This window comes from Rhizobium sp. BK456 (genome assembly GCF_014194045.1).
GTDB classification, from domain to species: domain Bacteria; phylum Pseudomonadota; class Alphaproteobacteria; order Rhizobiales; family Rhizobiaceae; genus Rhizobium; species Rhizobium redzepovicii.
The window spans coordinates 292,299-310,410 of the sequence record NZ_JACIAO010000002.1; the positions used below are offsets into that span (position 1 = coordinate 292,299).

At 62.3% G+C, this 18,112-nt stretch carries 16 protein-coding genes; 6 read left to right on the top strand and 10 right to left on the bottom strand.

The annotated features are described in order from the left end of the window. Positions 1-4 precede the first annotated feature (4 nt). The 4 genes from FHX03_RS07670 to FHX03_RS07685 form a co-directional block, all read right to left on the bottom strand. On the bottom strand, positions 5-1,792 hold the full coding sequence (locus FHX03_RS07670; RefSeq protein ID WP_183853163.1) for a flotillin family protein: 1,788 nt from the start codon (positions 1,790-1,792) through the stop codon (positions 5-7). Continuing rightward, on the bottom strand, positions 1,789-2,436 hold the full coding sequence (locus FHX03_RS07675) for an OB-fold-containig protein (protein ID WP_097626536.1): 648 nt from the start codon (positions 2,434-2,436) through the stop codon (positions 1,789-1,791). The genes FHX03_RS07670 and FHX03_RS07675 overlap by 4 nt, the downstream gene beginning before the upstream one ends. Before the next feature lie 5 nt (positions 2,437-2,441). Next, complete coding sequence (locus FHX03_RS07680) at positions 2,442-3,581, bottom strand: PspA/IM30 family protein (RefSeq protein WP_097626538.1); 1,140 nt, start codon at positions 3,579-3,581, stop codon at positions 2,442-2,444. A 191-nt stretch (positions 3,582-3,772) separates the two neighbouring features. Further along, complete coding sequence (locus tag FHX03_RS07685; protein ID WP_097626540.1) at positions 3,773-4,384, bottom strand: CDP-alcohol phosphatidyltransferase family protein; 612 nt, start codon at positions 4,382-4,384, stop codon at positions 3,773-3,775. A 197-nt stretch (positions 4,385-4,581) separates the two neighbouring features. On the opposite strand from FHX03_RS07685, the gene FHX03_RS07690 reads away from it, so the two are divergent. Genes FHX03_RS07690 through FHX03_RS07700 form a run of 3 tightly spaced genes read left to right on the top strand, consistent with a single transcriptional unit; the run spans position 4,582 to position 8,142 of the window. Continuing rightward, positions 4,582-6,366 carry a bifunctional alpha/beta hydrolase/class I SAM-dependent methyltransferase gene (locus tag FHX03_RS07690; protein WP_183853165.1) on the top strand — a complete coding sequence of 595 codons (1,785 nt, stop codon included), beginning with the start codon at positions 4,582-4,584 and terminating at the stop codon, positions 6,364-6,366. A gap of 10 nt (positions 6,367-6,376) precedes the next feature. Continuing rightward, complete coding sequence (locus FHX03_RS07695; RefSeq protein WP_183853166.1) at positions 6,377-7,705, top strand: phosphatase PAP2/dual specificity phosphatase family protein; 1,329 nt, start codon at positions 6,377-6,379, stop codon at positions 7,703-7,705. Further along, positions 7,702-8,142, top strand: coding sequence for a hypothetical protein (locus FHX03_RS07700; RefSeq protein ID WP_097626546.1), 441 nt, complete (start codon positions 7,702-7,704; stop codon positions 8,140-8,142). Before FHX03_RS07695 ends, FHX03_RS07700 begins: the two co-directional genes overlap by 4 nt. A gap of 18 nt (positions 8,143-8,160) precedes the next feature. On the opposite strand, the gene FHX03_RS07705 is transcribed toward FHX03_RS07700, so the two are convergent. The 3 genes from FHX03_RS07705 to FHX03_RS07715 form a co-directional block, all read right to left on the bottom strand. Beyond that, positions 8,161-9,303, bottom strand: coding sequence for an alpha-hydroxy acid oxidase (locus tag FHX03_RS07705; protein WP_097626548.1), 1,143 nt, complete (start codon positions 9,301-9,303; stop codon positions 8,161-8,163). Between the two features lie 87 nt (positions 9,304-9,390). Next, positions 9,391-10,701 carry a guanine deaminase gene (gene guaD, locus FHX03_RS07710; protein ID WP_097626550.1) on the bottom strand — a complete coding sequence of 437 codons (1,311 nt, stop codon included), beginning with the start codon at positions 10,699-10,701 and terminating at the stop codon, positions 9,391-9,393. After that, positions 10,698-11,936, bottom strand: coding sequence for a urate hydroxylase PuuD (locus FHX03_RS07715; protein ID WP_097626552.1), 1,239 nt, complete (start codon positions 11,934-11,936; stop codon positions 10,698-10,700). Before FHX03_RS07715 ends, guaD begins: the two co-directional genes overlap by 4 nt. A 126-nt stretch (positions 11,937-12,062) precedes the next feature. Here FHX03_RS07715 and FHX03_RS07720 point away from each other — a divergent pair, with 126 nt between their 5' ends. Both FHX03_RS07720 and FHX03_RS07725 read left to right on the top strand, forming a co-directional pair. Beyond that, entirely contained in the window at positions 12,063-12,749 is a 687-nt protein-coding gene (locus FHX03_RS07720; protein ID WP_183853169.1) for a Type 1 glutamine amidotransferase-like domain-containing protein, read from the top strand. Between the two features lie 162 nt (positions 12,750-12,911). Continuing rightward, complete coding sequence (locus FHX03_RS07725; protein WP_097626556.1) at positions 12,912-13,244, top strand: hypothetical protein; 333 nt, start codon at positions 12,912-12,914, stop codon at positions 13,242-13,244. A gap of 124 nt (positions 13,245-13,368) precedes the next feature. Here the strand turns inward: FHX03_RS07725 and gcvA are convergent, their stop codons facing one another. Next, positions 13,369-14,265 (bottom strand): transcriptional regulator GcvA, encoded by an 897-nt coding sequence (gene gcvA / locus FHX03_RS07730; protein WP_097626558.1) that lies wholly within the window; start codon positions 14,263-14,265, stop codon positions 13,369-13,371. Positions 14,266-14,366: 101 nt separating this feature from the next. Here gcvA and FHX03_RS07735 point away from each other — a divergent pair, with 101 nt between their 5' ends. Then, positions 14,367-14,570 carry a hypothetical protein gene (locus FHX03_RS07735; protein WP_097626561.1) on the top strand — a complete coding sequence of 68 codons (204 nt, stop codon included), beginning with the start codon at positions 14,367-14,369 and terminating at the stop codon, positions 14,568-14,570. Here the strand turns inward: FHX03_RS07735 and xdhC are convergent. Together xdhC and xdhB are read right to left on the bottom strand one after the other, a co-directional pair. After that, the gene (gene xdhC, locus FHX03_RS07740; protein WP_183853171.1) at positions 14,546-15,361 is read right to left on the bottom strand and encodes a xanthine dehydrogenase accessory protein XdhC; all 816 of its coding nucleotides are present in this window, start codon (positions 15,359-15,361) and stop codon (positions 14,546-14,548) included. The two genes, FHX03_RS07735 and xdhC, sit on opposite strands and share 25 nt — an antisense overlap. 282 nt (positions 15,362-15,643) lie before the next feature. After that, positions 15,644-17,983, bottom strand: coding sequence for a xanthine dehydrogenase molybdopterin binding subunit (gene xdhB / locus FHX03_RS07745; protein ID WP_183853173.1), 2,340 nt, complete (start codon positions 17,981-17,983; stop codon positions 15,644-15,646). Between the last annotated feature and the right edge of the window lie 129 nt (positions 17,984-18,112).

An 18,112-nucleotide genomic window follows, 5' to 3' on the forward strand; every position in this document is an offset into this window, starting at 1 on the left:
GCGATCAGTCCTTCTTCGGCGACGAAGGGGCGATCGTCTTTGCCGGGGCCGCGGCCGGTGTTGCCGGCGTTGCCGGAGCAGCAGCCGATGTTGCCGGCCTTGCCGGAGCCGTGGGCGGTATTGCCGGCTTTGCCGGTGCTGCGGCTGGTGTTGCGCCATTGAGATTTCCAAGGAGCGACGAGATAGCATCGTCGCCGTCGAAGCCGGCTTCCTTCATCAACCTGTCGAGGATCGGTTTGTTGGCCTGATAGGACAGAAGCTGGCCGGCCAGTCCTTCGCCAAGCCCGATGCCGTTTCCGCCGGTCGCGCCGTTTCCGCGGCCAAGCATGCCGCCGGTGTCGAAGATCCGGATATCGGAGATCTTTTCGATCGGCTTGACCGCCTCGGCAAGCGCCTCGGGAATGATGCGGATACGTTCGCGGGTGATCTCGAACTCGATGATGGCAGCGCTCAGTTTGTTACGCGCGTCGTTGAGCAGGGCTTCGCTCTCGGCCGCGGCCTTGCCGGTTTCGAGAATACCCTTGGCCTTGATGATCGCCGCATCCGCTTCGGCGGTCGCCAGCGTCTTGATGGCTTCGGCTTGGTCGCTTGCGGCCTGTTTTTCAGCCTCGGCGCCGACGGTGACTGCGGTTGCTTCCGTCTCGGCTTTCTTGCGCGCATCGATCACGGCAATCTGCCTTTCGCGTTCGGCGATCTCGATCGCCTTGGCGGTGCCGACTTTTTCCTCTGCCGCAATCGCCAGCGCCCGGGCCGCTTCCGCAGCCGCCTTCGCCTCGGATTCTTCACGGCTTTTGTTGGCAACGGCGATCGCGCTTTCCTGCGCGACGATCTGCAGGTCACGCTTGGCTTCGGTGTCGCGCTGCTGCACGGCGCGGGCCGAATCGATGTTGGCGCTTTCGCGGGCCTGTTTGGCGGCTGCCTCGCGTTCGGCGACCGCCTGTTCGGAGGCGATGCGGGCTTCTTCCTCGGCGCGTTTTGCCGCCTGCTCCTGCTGGGCGGTTTCGGCGCGCGTCGCCGCGGATTTGTTGGCGATGTCGCGTTCCTGGCTGAGTTCGGCTTCCCGCTTGGTCCGCTCGATGGTCAGCGACTGCTGGCGGGCCTCCAAATCTTTCTGGGCGATGGCGACTTCGGTATCGCGAACGATTTCGTTTCGCTCCTTCTTGCGACCCTCGGTGATGCGGGTCAATGCCGCAAGACCTTGCGCATCGAAGAAGTTGTTGGCGTTGAAGTGCTTGATGTCGGTCTGGTCGAGGCGTGTCAGCGACACGGATTCGAGCTCGAGGCCGTTCGACTGGAGATCGGCGCCGACGGCTTCCTGCACGGCCTTGACGAAGTCCATGCGCTGTTCCTGCAGCGCGTCGAGATTCATTGTCGCGGCCACCGAGCGAAGGCCGTCGACGAATTTTGCTTCGATCAGGATACGAAGCGCCTCGGCATCGTTGGTGCGGCTGCCGAGCGTCTGAGCGGCCAGCGCGATCGAGGAGGCGTCGGGTTTGACGCGCACATAGAATTCGGCGCCGATATCGACGCGCATGCGGTCCTTGGTGATCAGTGCATCGCCCTCGCCGCGGCGAACCTCGAGCCGCAGCGTCTTCAGGTTGACGCGGGCGATCGAGTGAAAGATCGGCAGAACGACCGAACCGCCGTCGAGCACAACCTTCTGGCCGCCAAGACCGGTGCGCACATAGGCTTCGTCGCGGCTGGAGCGGGTGTAGAGAGAGGCGAGGACAAAACCGATGCCGAAGATCAGAACGATCGCGATAGCGGCCGGTAGAATAATGTCATACATCATGACTGCTCCCTGAAAGATTGATTGTCCGAGCCGGTGGGGTCCACCAGGGCGGGAATGGCGATAAATACATCTGCGTTGCGATCGACGAGGAGAACCTGCGTGCCGATGCCGAGAGGCTGCTGATCCTTGGCGGCCCTGGCTCTCAGCACATGCCAGTTGCCATGCTGGTCCTTGACGCGGACGCGTCCCGGCAGTCCCTGATCGAGCGGGCCGAGGGACACTTCGGCGGTCCGGCCGACGAAGGTGTCGAGATCGACCGCATAGGTCTCGTCGTGCGGCACGATCCGCGCCACGGTTCTGCTCGATGCCCTGACCATGGGGAAGGTGATCAAAAGGGCCGGAATGACGGCGATGACGGAGGGTAGCGGCGCCCAGAAGGTGTTGGCGACGGCCTGGACGGCAAAGCCTGAAATGGCGAAGAAGCCGAGTGTCAGCATCAGCAGAATGAGCAGGGGAACGCCGCCGAGATTGAGCCAGGAGAGATAGCCAGCAATGCCGTCATGGCCATGGAAATCCGGCTTTCCGAGAAGTTCCGTGATCGAAAAACCCATGACGGTCGCCAGCATCTCGATCGCCGTCAGGCCCGCGAGCACGGCGGCGGCAATGGCAAAGGGAGCACATTCGGGCGCGAAGAAAAGTGCCATCGGCGTTACCGGCTATCCGTCTTGAAGCGTGCGAGGCGTGCCTCGATCGCGCGTTCGCGATGCAACCGGTCGAGTTCGTCCAACTCGGAACTATTGGTATGCTCGGCTGATGGCACGCCGGTCAGCCGCGAGACCGCCGCGGCGGCGCGGGCGGCACCTGCGCCGGGCGTCGGTCTGTTGTGGCCGGCTGCGGCCTCTTCGGGATGCTTGGCGATGCTGCGCTTGAAATCGGCAAGGCGGGCGTCGGCCTCGCGGCGGGTGGCGAGAACGGCCTGGAGGGCTTTCTGGCCTTCGTCCAGCTGCTCCCGGGCGTCGGCCAGTGCCTTGTCGAGCGCGGCGATCTGGGATTCGAGATCGATCTGACGGGCGACGCCGGCCTTTGCGAGATCATCCCGTCCGGAGGAGACGGCAAGGCGGATCTTTGCGTCGAGCGCGTCCATGTCTTCAACGATTTCGTCCTTGCGGCTCTGGATGCGGTATTCCTCAGCGCGCGCCTTGCCGAGGTCGGTGCGGGCTTCCTCGGCCGCCGCATCGATTTCGCGGATCGCCTGTTCGATGACGGCGATCTTGTTGACGCCTTCCGCTTTGTCGATCGCTGCATTGGCGATGCCCGCGATCAGGCGACCCATGCGTGAAAGAATGCCTTCATTCGTCATGTTTTCCTCCATCCGAGCGGAATTCGGCGTGACGCCGATGTTAATCTCGTAGCGATCGTGGTCCGCTACAAGGTATGCGGGAAAAATACTCTCCCATCCCTTGGAATAACCCGCGACATCGAAAGCCACGGCAACACGTCCGTGCACCGTAGCGATCGTGAGATCCGATGGCCCCTTGATGGCGAAAAGCTTGTCGTCGAGCGGCAGCTGCAGCGGATCGGGGATGGCGCCCCGATTGGCGGCGAAATCGCGCAGGCCGAGCGTCACCAGCCGCGCCGGCAGGCCCGTCTGCTCGCGGACCGTCTCGTAAGCAAGATCATGCAGGACCACGAGATTGGCGCCGGCCTTGTCGTCGATGAGTTCGGTCAGGATGCCGGTCATCTTGCGATAGGCGGCAATGGTGTCATCAAGCGCCTGCCGGGCCTGATCGTCAGGCGCCAGCATGTAGCGCAATAGCGAAGGATGCGGTGTCTTGCTCGTGGGTGCCATGGATAAAACATAAAGCACCGCTTTTGTGCTTTCAAGGGGAGGCGCAAAAAATACAACCTTTGCTTAACGTATCGTTAGAAGGCGGGAGGCGTCGAACGATACGCGCTGTAAGCAAGTTGCAAGAAGCAGCGTTTGAGACATTCCGAATTACATTGCAGATGGAAGAACCGGCATCAGATCGGCTCCGCTCCCTATCGAGCGGCCGTGCGCGCCTCGCGAATGCCGGCGCTGATACGATTGATGATGGTCCATATGAGCAGGAGAGCCACCACGGCCCAAAGCCACGAAGTCCATGCTGCAAACGTTCCACCTGCCGCGACGAAGATGCCGAGCGCGCTGAAAAGTACCGCGCGGTCGCTCTTGCCCAGTGGCCCGTCGTAACGCCGGCTTGCGCCGACGGTCTGACCCAGAACGCCGGTAAATTCCGTCAGCGCCGAAAGGAAGATGACGGCCATCGCCAGCACCAAGCCGTTTGGATCGATGAGCGCAAACGGCAAATACAGGGCGACATCCGACACGACATCGCCGATCTCGTTCAGATAGGCGCCCAAAATGCTCTTCTGCCCATGTTCGCGCGCAAGCATGCCGTCAATGGCGTTGAGGCCCATGCGCAGGAGAAACCAGACAGGCACCAGCAGGAACCAATGCGGAAGCGGAGCAACGCTCAGAAAAAGGCCGAGTGCAACCGAGACGGCGGCGGCGATTGACGTCACCTGATTGGCGGTGACGCCTCGCGCCGCAAGGGAGCGCACCAGAGGGCGAAGAATATTCTGAAACCGGGACTTCAATTGATAAACAGACATGCGACCTCAATGGAATTTCGTGGCATCGGATAAATCTAGTCCGGCTCCGGCGGTGCAGATCGTACTTGTGGGGAAGTCCATACTTCATAGCGGTTCTCGCTTAGGACTTACATTTGCGACTAGACTTTTGCAATGAATGCAAATCACTGTTCCGCTAATGGTTGCAACTCATCCATCGATCAGAATTGGAGAAGACCGTGCTGCAAACTGCCGATAGTGGGCATTCGTCATCGACGGCCAGAGCAATGCAAGAATCCGAATTTGTCTCGCATGATGGCACACGGCTCTTTTATCGGATGTGGCCTGCGACCGGCGCTGCACCGAAGGGCGCAATCATCCTTCTCCATCGCGGCCACGAGCATAGCGGCCGCGTCGCCCATCTCGCCACCGAGCTCGGCCTCGATGATTTTGCCTTCTACGCCTGGGACGCGCGCGGCCACGGGCGTTCACCGGGGGAGCGCGGCTATTCGCCATCCTTTGCCGCCTCGGCGCATGACCTCGATTGCTTCGTCCGCCATGTCAGCGAGACAAGCGGTACTGCCGTCGAAGACATCGCCGTCATTGCGCAGAGCGTCGGCGCCGTTCTCGCCACCGCCTGGGTGCACGACTATGCGCCGCCGATCCGTGCGCTGGTGTTGGCCTCGCCGGCCTTCAGCGTCAAGCTCTATGTGCCTTTTGCCAGGGAAGGCATTGCGCTCTGGGAAAAGCTTAAGGGCACATTCTTCGTCAATTCCTATGTCAAGGCGAGGTTCCTGACGCATGACCCCGAGCGCATCGCCTCGTACGAATCCGACCCGCTGATATCTAGGCCAATTGCCTCCAACATTCTTTTGCAGCTCTACGAGGCGGCAGCCCGCGTCGTCGGCGACGCCCGCGCCATCACCGTTCCGACCCAACTGCTGATATCCGGCAGCGACTGGGTGGTGCGACACGCGCCGCAGCACCGGTTCTATGAAAACCTCGGCAGCCGCATCAAGGAGCGGCATGTGCTTGCCGGCTTCTACCATGACACACTTGGCGAAAAAGACCGTACGATGGCGCTCGCCGAGATCCGCCGTTTTGTCGATGCGCGTTTCGCCGAGCCCCGGGCGCCTGCCGATCTCAGCACCGCCCATATCCAGGGCTATACGAAGGATGAGGCCGACCGGCTCGCGAGCCCTCTCGACGCCGCATCCCCACGCGGCATCTACTGGGCGCTCAGCCGCCTCAACATCAGGCTTGGCGCCCTGGTCTCAGAAGGCATCAGGACGGGGGTCAAGACCGGTTTTGATTCCGGCTCGACGCTCGATTACGTCTACGAGAACAAGCCGCGCGGGCTCGGTCCCGGCGGGCGTTTGATCGACAAGGTGTTCCTCGAGGCGATCGGCTGGCGCGGCATCAGGCAGCGAAAGCTGCATTTGCAGGAGCTGATCGACCGCGCGCTGCAGCGCCTGAAAGCAGCCGGCCGCAGCACCCATATGCTCGACATAGCGGCCGGCCACGGCCGTTATGTCCTTGATGCGATCGAGGCGGCTGCCGTGCGTCCCGATAGTGCGCGATTGCAGGATTATTCCCCCATAAACGTCGATGCCGGCCGCAACAGCATCGCCGCGCGGGGACTGGGTGATTTCGTGAGCTTCCGCCAGCAGGATGCCTTTGACGGCGATGGGCTGGCTGCAATCATGCCGGCTCCGGATCTCGCGATCGTCTCCGGCCTGTATGAGTTGTTTTCCGACAATGCGATGATCGCCGCTTCGCTCGATGGGATTGCCCGCGCGATGCGGCCCGGCGGACTGCTCGTCTACACCAACCAGCCATGGCATCCGCAACTGGCGATGATCGCCCGTGCTCTGACCTCCCACCGCGGCGGCCAGGCATGGGTGATGCGACGGCGGACGCAGGAAGAAATGGACCAACTGGTCGCCGCAGCCGGTTTCCGCAAGCTCGAACAGCGCATCGACCAGTGGGGTATTTTCACCGTCTCGCTGGCGGAGAGAGCGTGAGGGCAAGCCGTTGGGGCAGGCACGTTCAACTCTTTCTGAGGCAGCGCCGGTCCTGAGGCGGGCAGGGCTCTGGCTCGTCCTCCTGGCGCCGTTCTTCTATCTGACCTATGGCGGCGCCAATTGGGTGGCGTCGCAACGCGCCCATGTGCCGAACATCGCCTTCGCATGGGAAAGCGCCATTCCGTTCCTAGCGTGGACGATCATTCCCTATTGGTCGATCAATCTGTTCTACGCACTCTGCCTGTTCATCAACACGACGCCGCGCGATGTGGATGTGCTCGCGAGGCGTTATTTGACGATCCAGCTGCTAGCCGTCGCCTGCTTTGTCGCGTTTCCGCTCGAAGCGCTCTTCGTGCGGCCGGCAACGAGCGGCCTGCCCGGTTTCATGTTCACCGTCCTCGGTGGATTCGATAAGCCGTTCAACCAGGCGCCGTCCCTGCATATCGCGCTTCTGATGGTGATCTGGGACCATCTGCGCGGCCGGCTGCCGCGGAAGGCACGGCTTTTTTGGCACTTCTGGTGCTTCCTGATCGGAGCCTCCGTGCTGACGACGTGGCAGCATCACGTCATGGACATACCGACCGGCATGCTGCTCGGTCTGTTCGCCGCCTGGCTTTTTCCGCGCGACGCCGGTTCGCCTCTCGCGAAGTTTGCGATGAGCGGCGATCCGAAGTCGCGCCGCCTTGGCGTCTACTACCTGTGCGGCGCCGTCGCATTCCTCGGTCTTGCAGTGCTCTGCACGCCTCTATCGGCCGCAGCACTTCTGTTGCTCTGGCCGGCCATGGCGCTGGCGATCGTCGCAGTCGGATATTTCGGCGCCGGCCCGCAGATATTCCAGAAACGCGCCGATGGCCGGACCACGCTTGCCAGCCGCTGGCTGCTGGCGCCCTACCGGCTCGGCGCTGTCATCAACGTTTGGCTCTGGACCCGAAAAATGCCGGCATCCGTGGCGATCGCTGATGGTGTCCATCTTGGTCGTTTTCCGCGTCGCCACGAGGCCAATCGTTTTGCCACGGTGATCGACATTACCGGCGAACTTCAGCGCCCGAGCGGGACGCTCGCGGGCTGGTCCAGCTTTCCAACCCTTGATCTGACCGGCCTCGACAAGATCCAGACCCGGGCTGCGGCGAACCTTATCGAGGTTGCGCGCCACCAGGGACCGGTCCTCGTCTGCTGTGCTTTAGGTTTCCAGCGGAGCGCCGGCGTCATCGTGCGCTGGCTGCTTATCAGCCGACGTTGCGACAATCCAGCCGAAGCGCTGCGGCTGATCGAACGGGCGGGGTGGCGTGTTTATCTGCCTGTGGAAAGTCTCCATGCCGTGGCGGAGGGTTTGCAATGACGCAGTGGAATACCGTGGCCTCTGCGGCTGCGCGAAACCTCGGCCGCAATGCAGTCGTCTGCGGGCTCACAGTGTTGTTGCCACTGATTGTCGGCCCGATCACCGCGGACTATCGAGGTTTCGCTCCAATGCTCGGCTGGCTTCTGATGCTCGTTTTCTGCGGGATTATTCTTGCGCTGGCGATCCATCTGCTTTTCGATGCGCTGTTGTTTCGCCTCGCGTCGAGCTACGAGACCGAGACGGCCGGTCTTGCCGCGATCGACGACCTGTTGTCCCGCATGCAGCTTCGCAAGCCTGACGGGACGCCGCGTGGCCTCGAGAAGCGGATTGCCGGATCGCGCCGCATCGTCTGGCAGCAGCGTCTCGCGCTCTCCATCTATCTCGTGATTTTCGCGATCCTTCTGCTCGACGCGACCGATGGGCCGCCGCTCTGCTGAGCGGCTTCTCAAGCAGGGTCACGGCCGCACAGCGATGATCGACGAGTTCACATCCTTGATGTCGCGCTTGCCGCAGAGGGCCATGGTGATGTCCATCTCCTTGCGGAGAATGCCGAGCGCCAGTGTGACGCCCTCCTTGCCCATGGCGCCGAGGCCATAAAGGAAGGGGCGGCCGATATAGGTGCCTTTGGCGCCGAGCGCGACGGCCTTCAAGACGTCCTGTCCGGAGCGGATGCCGCCGTCGAGATGGACTTCGATGCGGTCGCCGACGGCGTCGACGATCGCAGGCAGCATGCTGATCGAGGAAGGGGCGCCGTCCAGTTGGCGGCCGCCATGATTGGAGACGACGATCGCGTCGGCGCCGGTATCGGCGGCGGCCTTCGCATCCTCCGGATCGAGCACGCCCTTGATGATCAGCGGGCCGCCCCATTGCTCCTTGATCCAGGCGACATCGGCCCAGGAAAGCCGCGGGTCGAACTGCTCGTGTGTCCATGCGGCAAGCGAGGTGATGTTGGTGACATTTTTCGCGTGGCCGATAATGTTGCCGAAGGTGCGGCGCTTGGTCTTAAGCATATCCAGGCACCAGAAGGGCCGGGTCGCCATCTGCCAGATGTGTTTCGGGGTAAATCTTGGCGGCGCCGACAGGCCGTTGCGCAGGTCCTTGTGGCGCTGGCCGAGGATCTGCAGGTCCGCTGTCAGCACCAGCGCCGAACATCTGGCGGCCTTGGCGCGGTTGATCAGCCCGAGGACGAAATCCTTGTCCCGCATCACATAGAGCTGGAACCAGAAGGGACGCGTCGTCACCGAAGCGACATCCTCGATCGAGCAGATGCTCATCGTCGACAGCGTGAAGGGGACGCCGAACTCCTCGGCGGCGCGCGCCGCCAGCATCTCGCCATCGGCGTGCTGCATGCCGGTCAGGCCGGTCGGCGCCAGGGCCACCGGCATCGACACTCTCTGGCCGATCATCGTCGTTTCCAGCGAGCGGTTGGCCATGTCGACCATTACCCGCTGGCGCAGCTTGATCCGGCTGAAATCACTCTCGTTCGCCTGATATGTAGATTCCGTCCAGGCGCCCGAATCCGCATAATCGAAAAACATCTTCGGCACGCGGCGCCGTGCGCGCTGTTTCAGATCGGCGATGGTGAGCGGCGTGGCCATGAATTGAACCTTCACATCTGAATGCGGCTACAGGAAATTGGCCCTTTCAGGCTGCAGTTGGGCATCGGGGATCGATAAAGCGAGGTGTCATCCAAGCCCCGCTTTCATAGCCACACCCGCCACATAGGTTTCGGCGACCGCCCGGTCGTCGCCCATCGTCTGCAAGAGGAAGAGTTCTTCGGGCAAGGTCTTTACCGCCTCCAGTTTCAGCGCCATGGCCGGGGTCGCGGCCGCGTCGAGGACGATGAGGTCGGCTTCGGTGCCGGGGTCCAGCGTGCCGATCCGACCTGCCAGTGACAGCGCCTCGGCATTGCCGCGCGTCATCAGGTAGTAGCTTTCCAGCGGGTTCAGCCGTTCGCCGAGCAATTGCTGGATCTTGTAGGCCTCGTCCATGGTTTTCAGCATCGAATAGCTGGAGCCGCCGCCAATATCGGTCGCCACCCCGATGCGCACCGGCTTTTCGCGCCGCGCCAGCGCCTTCAGCGGAAACAGGCCGGAGCCGAGGAAGAGGTTCGAGGTCGGGCAGTGGACGGCGACCGAGCCCGTCTCGCTCATGACATCGGCTTCACGCTCGGACAGGTGAATGGCGTGGCCGAACAGGCTTTTCGGTCCGAGCAGGCCGTAACGGGCGTAGATGTCGGTATAGTCGATCGCGTCGGGATAGAGCTCGCAGGTGAATTTGATCTCGTCGTGATTTTCCGAAAGATGCGTCTGGATGTGCAGATCGGGAAATTCGCGGGCGAGCGCTGCCGTCGCTTCCATCTGCGCCGGGGTCGAGGTGATGGCGAAGCGCGGGGTGATGGCGACGTGGTTGCGGCCCTTGCCGTGCCAGTCGGCTATCACCTGACGGGTCTCGTCATAGCCCATCTCCGGCGTGTCGAGCAGGCCTTGCGGGGCGTTGCGGTCCATCATCACCTTGCCGCCGACCATGCGCATGTTGCGCTTCATCGCCTCGGCGAAAAAGGCGTCGGCCGAGGTCTTGTGCACGGAGCAATAGGCGACCGCCGTGGTCGTGCCGTGGCGGATCAGTTCGTCGTAGAAATGCGTGGCGATCCTTTGCGCGTGTGCGCTTTCGACGAAACGGCATTCCTCAGGAAAGGTATAGCTGTTCAGCCATTCGAGCAGGTTGGCGGCATAGGAGGCGATCACCTGCATCTGCGGAAAATGCAAATGCATGTCGATGAAGCCGGGCAGGATCAGATGCGGGCGATGGTCGATCTCGATCACATCAGCGGCTGCCTTTGCCTTCACGTCGGCATAGGCGCCGGCCGCCGCGATCAGCCCGTCTTCGATCAGCAGACCGCCATCCTCCTCGTAGAGATAGCTCTGGCTGTCGGTCAGACTCAGCGGCGCGCGATGAAAAGAAAGCAGGCGGCCGCGCAGGAGTGTCGTCGTCATTGTTTCTTGCCTTCGACTGCGCTTTCGAACCAGGCGACCAGCAGCTTGCGTTCGTCCGGCGTGATATCGGTCACGTTGCCGGGCGGCATGGCATGGGTGCGGCCCGCTTGTATATAGATCTCGCGGGCATGGGCGGCAATTTCCGCGTCGTTTTCGAGCATCACCTCTTTCGGCGGCCGCACGATGCCCTCATAGACGGGCTCGGCGGCGTGGCACATCGAACAGCGCGTCGCGACCAGTTGCTTGACGGCGGGAAAATGCGGATCGCCGGCGAATTGCTGGAAGGCGGGCGCCACCGCCGCCGTATCCTTATCGCCGGTCAGCAGCTTCGGCACCGTCGAAAGCCACATGATCAGGATGAAAAGGACGAGGGTGACGATCCAGGTCCAGGTCGGCCGGCCTTTCCTGGCATGGGTGGTGTTGAACCAGTGGCGGATGGTGACGCCCATCAGGAAGACAAGCGCCGCGATCACCCAATTGAACTGTGTTCCGAAAGCCAGCGGATAGTGGTTCGACAGCATGAAAAAGATGACGGGCAGGGTCAGGTAGTTGTTGTGCAGCGAACGCTGCTTGGCGATCTGTCCGTATTTCGGATCGGGCGTTCGGCCGGCGATGAGATCGGCGACGACGATCTTCTGGTTGGGGATGATGATCATGAAGACGTTGGCCGACATGATCGTCGCGGTGAAGGCGCCGAGATGCAGGAAGGCGGCGCGGCCGCTGAAAAGCTGCGTATAGCCCCAGGCCATGAAGACCAGCACGACGTAGAGGACTGCCATCAGTCCCCAGGTGTTGCGACCGAGCGGCGACTTGCAGAGCAAGTCGTAGACGATCCAGCCGAAAGCCAGGGATGCCAGCGAGATCGCGATGGCGACCGGCGGGCTGATATCGAGCACATGGCGATCGATGAGAAAGAGGTCGGCGCCGCCATAATAGACGATGCACAGCATCAGGAAGCCGGATATCCAGGTGAAATAGCTCTCATATTTGAACCAGGTCAGGTGCTCCGGCATTTGCGCGGGTGCCACCAGATATTTCTGGATATGATAGAAGCCGCCGCCATGGACCTGCCATTCCTCGCCATAGGCGCCGGGCGGCAGATGTGGGCGTTTCACCAGTCCGAGATCGAGCGCGATGAAATAGAAGGACGATCCGATCCAGGCGATCGCGGTGACGACATGGAACCAGCGCGCCGCGAAGGCGAGCCATTCCCATGCTATGGCATATTCATACATCGAGTTCCCCTATCTTCCTCCGACTCGTAACATTGCGGAAATTTTGGCGGGGAGGGAAGAGGAGATTGAAAGACCGCACATGTGCACCGGTTTCCGCAACGGTGGCGAGGCCGAAGGAGCCATGGAATGATCACCGCGCTCTACAGCGATCAGCTCATCGCCGAAAACGCGCCGATGGACCGGCGGCTCGCGGCGCTCATTCTGTCGCGTGGTAACCGCATCGGCTATATCGCCTCGGCCCCGGAGCCGCAGCGGGCGTTCTTCGACGAGAAGCGGCAGTATTATGCCCGATATGGCCTTTCTCTCGATCTCTTCGTCGATCTCGACGCGCTTGCCGGCGGCGAGGAGATCGGCCGGCTGTTTGCCTGCAACGCCATCCATCTCACAGGCGGCCACACCGGCGATTTTCTGAGACGGCTGCGCCAAAGCGGCATGCTGGAAAAACTGCGCGCATGGGCGCTTGACGACGGCATTCTCGTCGGCACCAGCGCCGGGGCGATTTTGATGACGCCGACGATCGCCGCCGATGCGCTCTTTGAGGGCGGTTCGCCGGAGGCGGTACGGGATGGCGCGGCTCTTGATCTCATGCCCTTCGAGTTCTTTCCGCATCTGAACGACGATCCCGGCTATCTCCCCGCGCTGCTGCGCTACAGCGAGACCACGGCAAATCCCATTCTCGCGTGCCGGGACGGTGAGGGTCTTATTCTCGGCGATGGGCTCGTCGAAATCTTCGGCGCTCCGCTGATGATCGCTGGCGGCTTTGTCGAAGCTGCCGATCGCGGCCGCATCGCCGATCTGCTGTCCCGTGCCTAAAAGCTGCCGAGAATGCTGTGCATTATCTCCGTCTTATACTCGATCTGCTAATATAGTGGATCTTGAACGATGACGACTCGATTGCAGTTATGTTTAAGGCCGCCGGAATAAATAAGAAAAGTTAGATCGTCGGCGGCGCATTCATCAACGGAGAAGATGCCCATGCGCAGCATTCTGACGTGTGTGATGATTGCGTATGCGTCGCTGGCGATGGCTCACGACGCACCGTCGGGGTGGAGTTATGACCCCTATTGTTGCAACGGCGACAGTCATAATGGCGACTGCCAGATGATCCCTTCGAAGAGCGTGGCGGTGACGCCGGGCGGATATCGTGTCACGCTGCTGCCGGGCGACCACCGGCTGGTCACGCATGCCCACGTCTTCCTGCTGCCGATGACGAAGGCGATGCAATCCGGCGACAACGACTATCATCTCTGTTTATTCCCGAACGAGGACACGCCGCGCTGCTTCTATGCGCCGGAGATGGGATACTGAGGCCACGGCGATGCCTGGCTCCAAAGCGCGTCGCAGCAAACTTGATTCATGCTACGCGCTTTAGCTTTTTGTTTTGATGCATGTCGTTATCCCGGAACCGCTACACACTTCCCGGCGACATGCATTAGTTCCCGGCTGCCTTCATCTCGTCGAGGATCCAGTTGCGGAAGGCTTTGATCTTCGGCACGTTGCGGCGGTTTTCCGGATAGACGAGCCAATAGGCCTTGCCGTCGCTGCGGGTCAGCTCGAAAGGTTGATACAGCCGGCCGAGGGCGATCTCGGCCGCGTAGAAGGCCGGATGGAGGATGGCAACGCCATGGCCGGCGATTGCCGCGTCGGCTTCCACCGCCTGGGAGCCGAGCTGGTTGCGCGGGCGGCGATCGAGGTCCGTGTCGGTAACGCCGGCTGCCTCGAACCATTGTTTCCACCAGATGTCGCCGGCGTCGAAGAGATCGAACTTCAGGAGATCGCGCGGCGCCTTGATGCCGCCGGCTGATTCCGCCAGCTTCGGGCTGAGCATCGGGGTGAACTCCAGCCCCATCAGCCGGTGCAGGGTCAGACCCGGCCAGTTGCCGTCGCCCCAGCGGATCCCGACATCGATCTGTTCACGGGTAAAATCGATGATGTCGGAACTCGCCTGAAAGCGCACCGCGATCGCCGGATGCTTCAAGTGGAAGGAACCGAGGCGCGGCGCCAGCCATTTCGAGGCGAACGTATGGGTCGAGCTGATGGCGAGCGTGCCTTCCACACTGTCGCGCGCCGTCGCCATTGCATCGTGCAGCATGGCAAAGGCTTCGGTCACCTTCGGCGCCAGCCGTTCGCCGGTTTCCGTCAGCGCGATTTGGCGGGGACGGCGCAAGAAGAGCGGCTCGCCGACATTCTCCTCCAGCAGCTTGATCTGGTAGCTGACGGCCGTCTGCGTCATGCCGAGTTCGTCGCCCGCCTTGGTGAAACTGCCGAGCCGGGCAGCGGCTTCGAAGACGCGCAGCGCATTCAGCGGGAATTGCTTCGACAGTTTCATGGATAAGTTCTCTTGATGCAGGCAGACGGTCGTTCGATTGGAATTGCAGCATTTTCGGCGGCAAACTGCAACTCATACCATCAATCTATCGAGGTGATGTCATGGATTGCTCCACGATCGAAGAGAACCGGCCGCAACAGAGCATCGGTGCTTTCCGGCGTTTTGCCGGCTGGCTGGCGGGCAGCGCCGACCGTTTCTGCCGTCTGCCTCGGCTCGACTTTTCCGCCATGCCGGACCGCGTCAAGCGCGACCTCGGCTTTCTCGACGGGCGGGACCCTTACTACGAAGACGACCGCATGCGGTAGGCTGAAAGCGCCGTCAGGATTTCGGCGGCGCTCATGGCGGCGATCACTTCGGGGCGCTTGTCCCTGACCGCCGAGCCGCCGATCGGCAGCGTCAGCCGCTCCATCCAGCCACGCTCTCCGCCGCCTTCGCGGGAAAGCCAGCTTGCGAAGGTGGCGCGCTTGGTCGCCGAGCCGATCATGCCGGTATAGGCAAGGTCACTCCTATCAAGCGCCTCGCGGGCGATGAGGAAATCCAGCGCGTGGTCGTGCGTCAGGATGACGACAGCGCCGCCGCCGCGAATATCCTTCACCAGCGCCTCCGGCATCGGCACGAGCCGGGTTTTCGTCTCAGCCGGCAGATTGGTCAATTCTTCCTGTCGCGTTTCGACGATCGTGACCGACAGCGGCAGCGGCGCAAGGGCTGCGGCAAGCGCCCGGCCGACATGGCCGGCACCGAAAAGATAGACCTCGGGCAGGCGCTCGATCTCGCCGGCAATCCTGGCTTCGAGTTCGTCTTTTACCGCCTGCGTCAGCCGGCGAAACCGCAACTGTGTGCGCCCGCCGCAGCACTGGCCGATTTCGGGGCCGAGCGGGATGTCCATCGCGGCGGTTCCGCCGGTTCCTGCGAGCATCTCCCGTGCATTCGCGATCGCCATGAATTCAAATTGCCCGCCGCCGATCGTGCCCCACAGCGCGGTCGGCGAGACGAGCATGTAGGCGCCGGCCTCGCGCGGGGTGGAGCCTTGCGCCCCGGTGATGTCGACGAGGATGCTGTCGGGGTTGGCGGTGAGGAAGGTGGGGAGGTCGGTCATGGAAAGATGGCCGATAGGTAAGCGGCTGTGTTACCCCCCTCTGTCCTGCCGGACATCTCCCCCACAAGGGGGGAGATCCGCATCAGGCGCTGGCCTCCCAAGACACCGAAACGACAGCGTAAAAGCGGATTTTGATAATCCGATGCCAAGGCAATATGGGCGAAGGGCTGCGGTCTTGTCGATCTCCCCCCTTGTGGGGGAGATGTCCGGCAGGACAGAGGGGGGTGCCACCCGCGCCGCCGGTCCCGCTGACGCAATAAACCAGCCGAACGCCTTCTCATCCTAAACCCGCTTCATCCGCTCCACCGCCATCAGCACCCGCTCCGGCGTCGCCGGCGCGTCGAGCCCTGGGCAGACCTTGTAGTCCGCCACGCTGGCAACTGCCATCGATAACGCTTCCAGCACCGAGATCGCCAGCATGAAGGGCGGCTCTCCGACGGCCTTGGAGCGGCCGATGGTGGCCTCTGCGCTCTCCGACCATTCGGCAAGGCGGACGTTGAAGATCTTCGGGCGGTCGGAGGCGAGCGGGATCTTGTATGTTGAGGGCGCATGGGTGCGCAGCCGTCCCTTGTCATCCCACCAGAGTTCTTCCGTTGTCAGCCATCCCATGCCCTGGACGAAAGCGCCCTCGACCTGGCCGAGGTCGATTGCCGGGTTCAGCGAGCGGCCGACATCGTGGAGGATGTCGGTGCGGTCGATCAGGTACTCGCCGGTCAGCGTATCGATCGAAACCTCGGTGCAGGCGGCGCCATAGGCGAAATAATAGAAGGGCGTGCCGCGGCCGGCCTTGCGGTCCCAGTGGATCTTCGGCGTTTTGTAGAAGCCGGTGGCGGACAGCTGGACGCGGGCGAAATAGGCCTGCTTGATGAAATCAGGGAAGGGGATCTCGATTTCGCCGACGCGCACACGGTTCGGCAGGAAGACGACGTCGGAGGGCGCCACATCCCATTTTTCGGCGGCAAAGGCCACCAGTCGTTCCTTGATCTGGCGGGCGGCGTCATAAGCTGCCATGCCGTTCAGGTCCGAGCCGGAGGAGGCGGCGGTGGCCGAGGTGTTCGGCACCTTGGCCGTTGTCGTCGCGGTGATCTTCACCCGATCGATATCGACCTGAAAACTGTCGGCCAGCACCTGCGCCACCTTGGTATAAAGGCCCTGGCCCATTTCGGTGCCGCCATGGTTCAGATGGATCGACCCGTCCTGATAGATGTGGACGAGGGCGCCCGCCTGGTTGAAGGCGGTCATGGTGAAGGAGATGCCGAATTTGACCGGCGTCAGGGAGATGCCTTTTCTGATATAGCGGCTATCGCGGTTGAAACCGATGACGGCATTGCGCCGCGCGCGGTATTCGGCAGTTTCCTCCAACTCCTCGACGATGCGGGCGATGATATTGTCCTCGACCTCCTGGTGGTAGGGCGTCAGCGTGCGCCCGGAGCCCGGCTGGCCGTAGAAATTCAGCTTGCGGATATCGAGCGGGTCCTTGCCGAGGGCGTAAGCGATTTCCTCGATGAAGCGTTCAGCGCCGAGCATGCCCTGGGGTCCGCCGAAGCCGCGGAAGGCGGTGTTGGAGACGGTGTGCGTCTTCAACGGTTTCGACTGCAGATGTACATGCGGGTAGAAATAGCTGGAGTCGGCGTGGAACAGGGCGCGGTCGGTCACCGGCCCCGAGAGATCGGAGGAGAAGCCGCAGCGCGCCGCGTAGGTCGCATTAACCGCGTGGATGCGGCCTTCGGCATCGAAGCCTATTTCGTAGTCGACCAGGAAATCATGGCGCTTGCCGGTGGCGCTCATATCCTCGTCGCGGTCGGGGCGGAATTTGATGGCGCGGCCGAGCTTCTTGGCGGCGATCGCCGCAAGGGCTGCGAACTGGTTGCCCTGCGTCTCCTTGCCGCCGAAGCCGCCGCCCATGCGGCGCACGTTGACGGTGACCGCGTTCGACGGGATATCGAGCACGTGGCCGACAATGTGCTGGATCTCGCTCGGATGCTGGGTCGAGGACCAGACGGTGACCTCGTCGTCCTCGCCGGGGATCGCCACGGCGATATGGCCTTCGAGGTAGAAATGCTCCTGTCCGCCGATGCGCATCTGCCCTTTCAGACGCATTGGAGCATTCGGCATTTCCGTTTCCGGCTCGCCGCGCTGGAGCGTCATCGGGGTGATGACCAGCGGGCCCCCATTGGCGAGCGCGCCGTCGATATCGTGCCAGTGCGGCAGTTCGCGATAGTCGATCTTCGCCAGCCGGGCGGCGCGTCGCGCCGCGTCGCGTGTCTCGGCGATGACGGCAAAGATCGGCTGGCCGTGGAACTGAACTAAGGTTTCAGCAAGCAGCGGCTCGTCATGGCTGCCGTTAGAACTGGTGTCGTTGACGCCGGGCACGTCCTTGCCGGTGAAAACCCAGACGACGCCGGGATAGGCGGCGACAGCGGAAAGATCGATGCTGATGATTTCGGCATGCGCCCGATCGGAAAGGCCGAGTGCGCCGTGCAGCAGGCCGGCGGGTTCGGGAATATCGTCGATATAATCGGCACTTCCGGTGACATGTTTATGCGCTGAATCATGCCGCAGCGAGCCGTGCATGGGGCCCGATATGACGACCTTGGGGTTTTCGAAGGTGGACTTGTCCATTAGATGAGCCCTCCGCAGCCGGTGCTGCCCCTCATCCGGCTGCCGCCACCTTCTCCCCGTTCTGACGGGGAGAAAGGATATGCCGCACCGTATTTCCCTCTCTCAACCATCGCGCAGGGCACGCCCCCT

Excerpts from the sequence above, each read along its gene's own strand:
- FHX03_RS07670 (WP_183853163.1), bottom strand. The coding sequence starts at position 1,792 with ATGATGTATGACATTATTCTACCGGCCGCTATCGCGATCGTTCTGATC.
- FHX03_RS07675 (WP_097626536.1), bottom strand. The coding sequence starts at position 2,436 with ATGGCACTTTTCTTCGCGCCCGAATGTGCTCCCTTTGCCATTGCCGCC.
- FHX03_RS07680 (WP_097626538.1), bottom strand. The coding sequence starts at position 3,581 with ATGGCACCCACGAGCAAGACACCGCATCCTTCGCTATTGCGCTACATG.
- FHX03_RS07685 (WP_097626540.1), bottom strand. The coding sequence starts at position 4,384 with ATGTCTGTTTATCAATTGAAGTCCCGGTTTCAGAATATTCTTCGCCCT.
- FHX03_RS07700 (WP_097626546.1), top strand. The coding sequence starts at position 7,702 with ATGACGCAGTGGAATACCGTGGCCTCTGCGGCTGCGCGAAACCTCGGC.
- FHX03_RS07705 (WP_097626548.1), bottom strand. The coding sequence starts at position 9,303 with ATGGCCACGCCGCTCACCATCGCCGATCTGAAACAGCGCGCACGGCGC.
- guaD (WP_097626550.1), bottom strand. The coding sequence starts at position 10,701 with ATGACGACGACACTCCTGCGCGGCCGCCTGCTTTCTTTTCATCGCGCG.
- FHX03_RS07715 (WP_097626552.1), bottom strand. The coding sequence starts at position 11,936 with ATGTATGAATATGCCATAGCATGGGAATGGCTCGCCTTCGCGGCGCGC.
- FHX03_RS07720 (WP_183853169.1), top strand. The coding sequence starts at position 12,063 with ATGATCACCGCGCTCTACAGCGATCAGCTCATCGCCGAAAACGCGCCG.
- FHX03_RS07725 (WP_097626556.1), top strand. The coding sequence starts at position 12,912 with ATGCGCAGCATTCTGACGTGTGTGATGATTGCGTATGCGTCGCTGGCG.
- gcvA (WP_097626558.1), bottom strand. The coding sequence starts at position 14,265 with ATGAAACTGTCGAAGCAATTCCCGCTGAATGCGCTGCGCGTCTTCGAA.
- FHX03_RS07735 (WP_097626561.1), top strand. The coding sequence starts at position 14,367 with ATGGATTGCTCCACGATCGAAGAGAACCGGCCGCAACAGAGCATCGGT.
- xdhC (WP_183853171.1), bottom strand. The coding sequence starts at position 15,361 with ATGACCGACCTCCCCACCTTCCTCACCGCCAACCCCGACAGCATCCTC.
- xdhB (WP_183853173.1), bottom strand. The coding sequence starts at position 17,983 with ATGGACAAGTCCACCTTCGAAAACCCCAAGGTCGTCATATCGGGCCCC.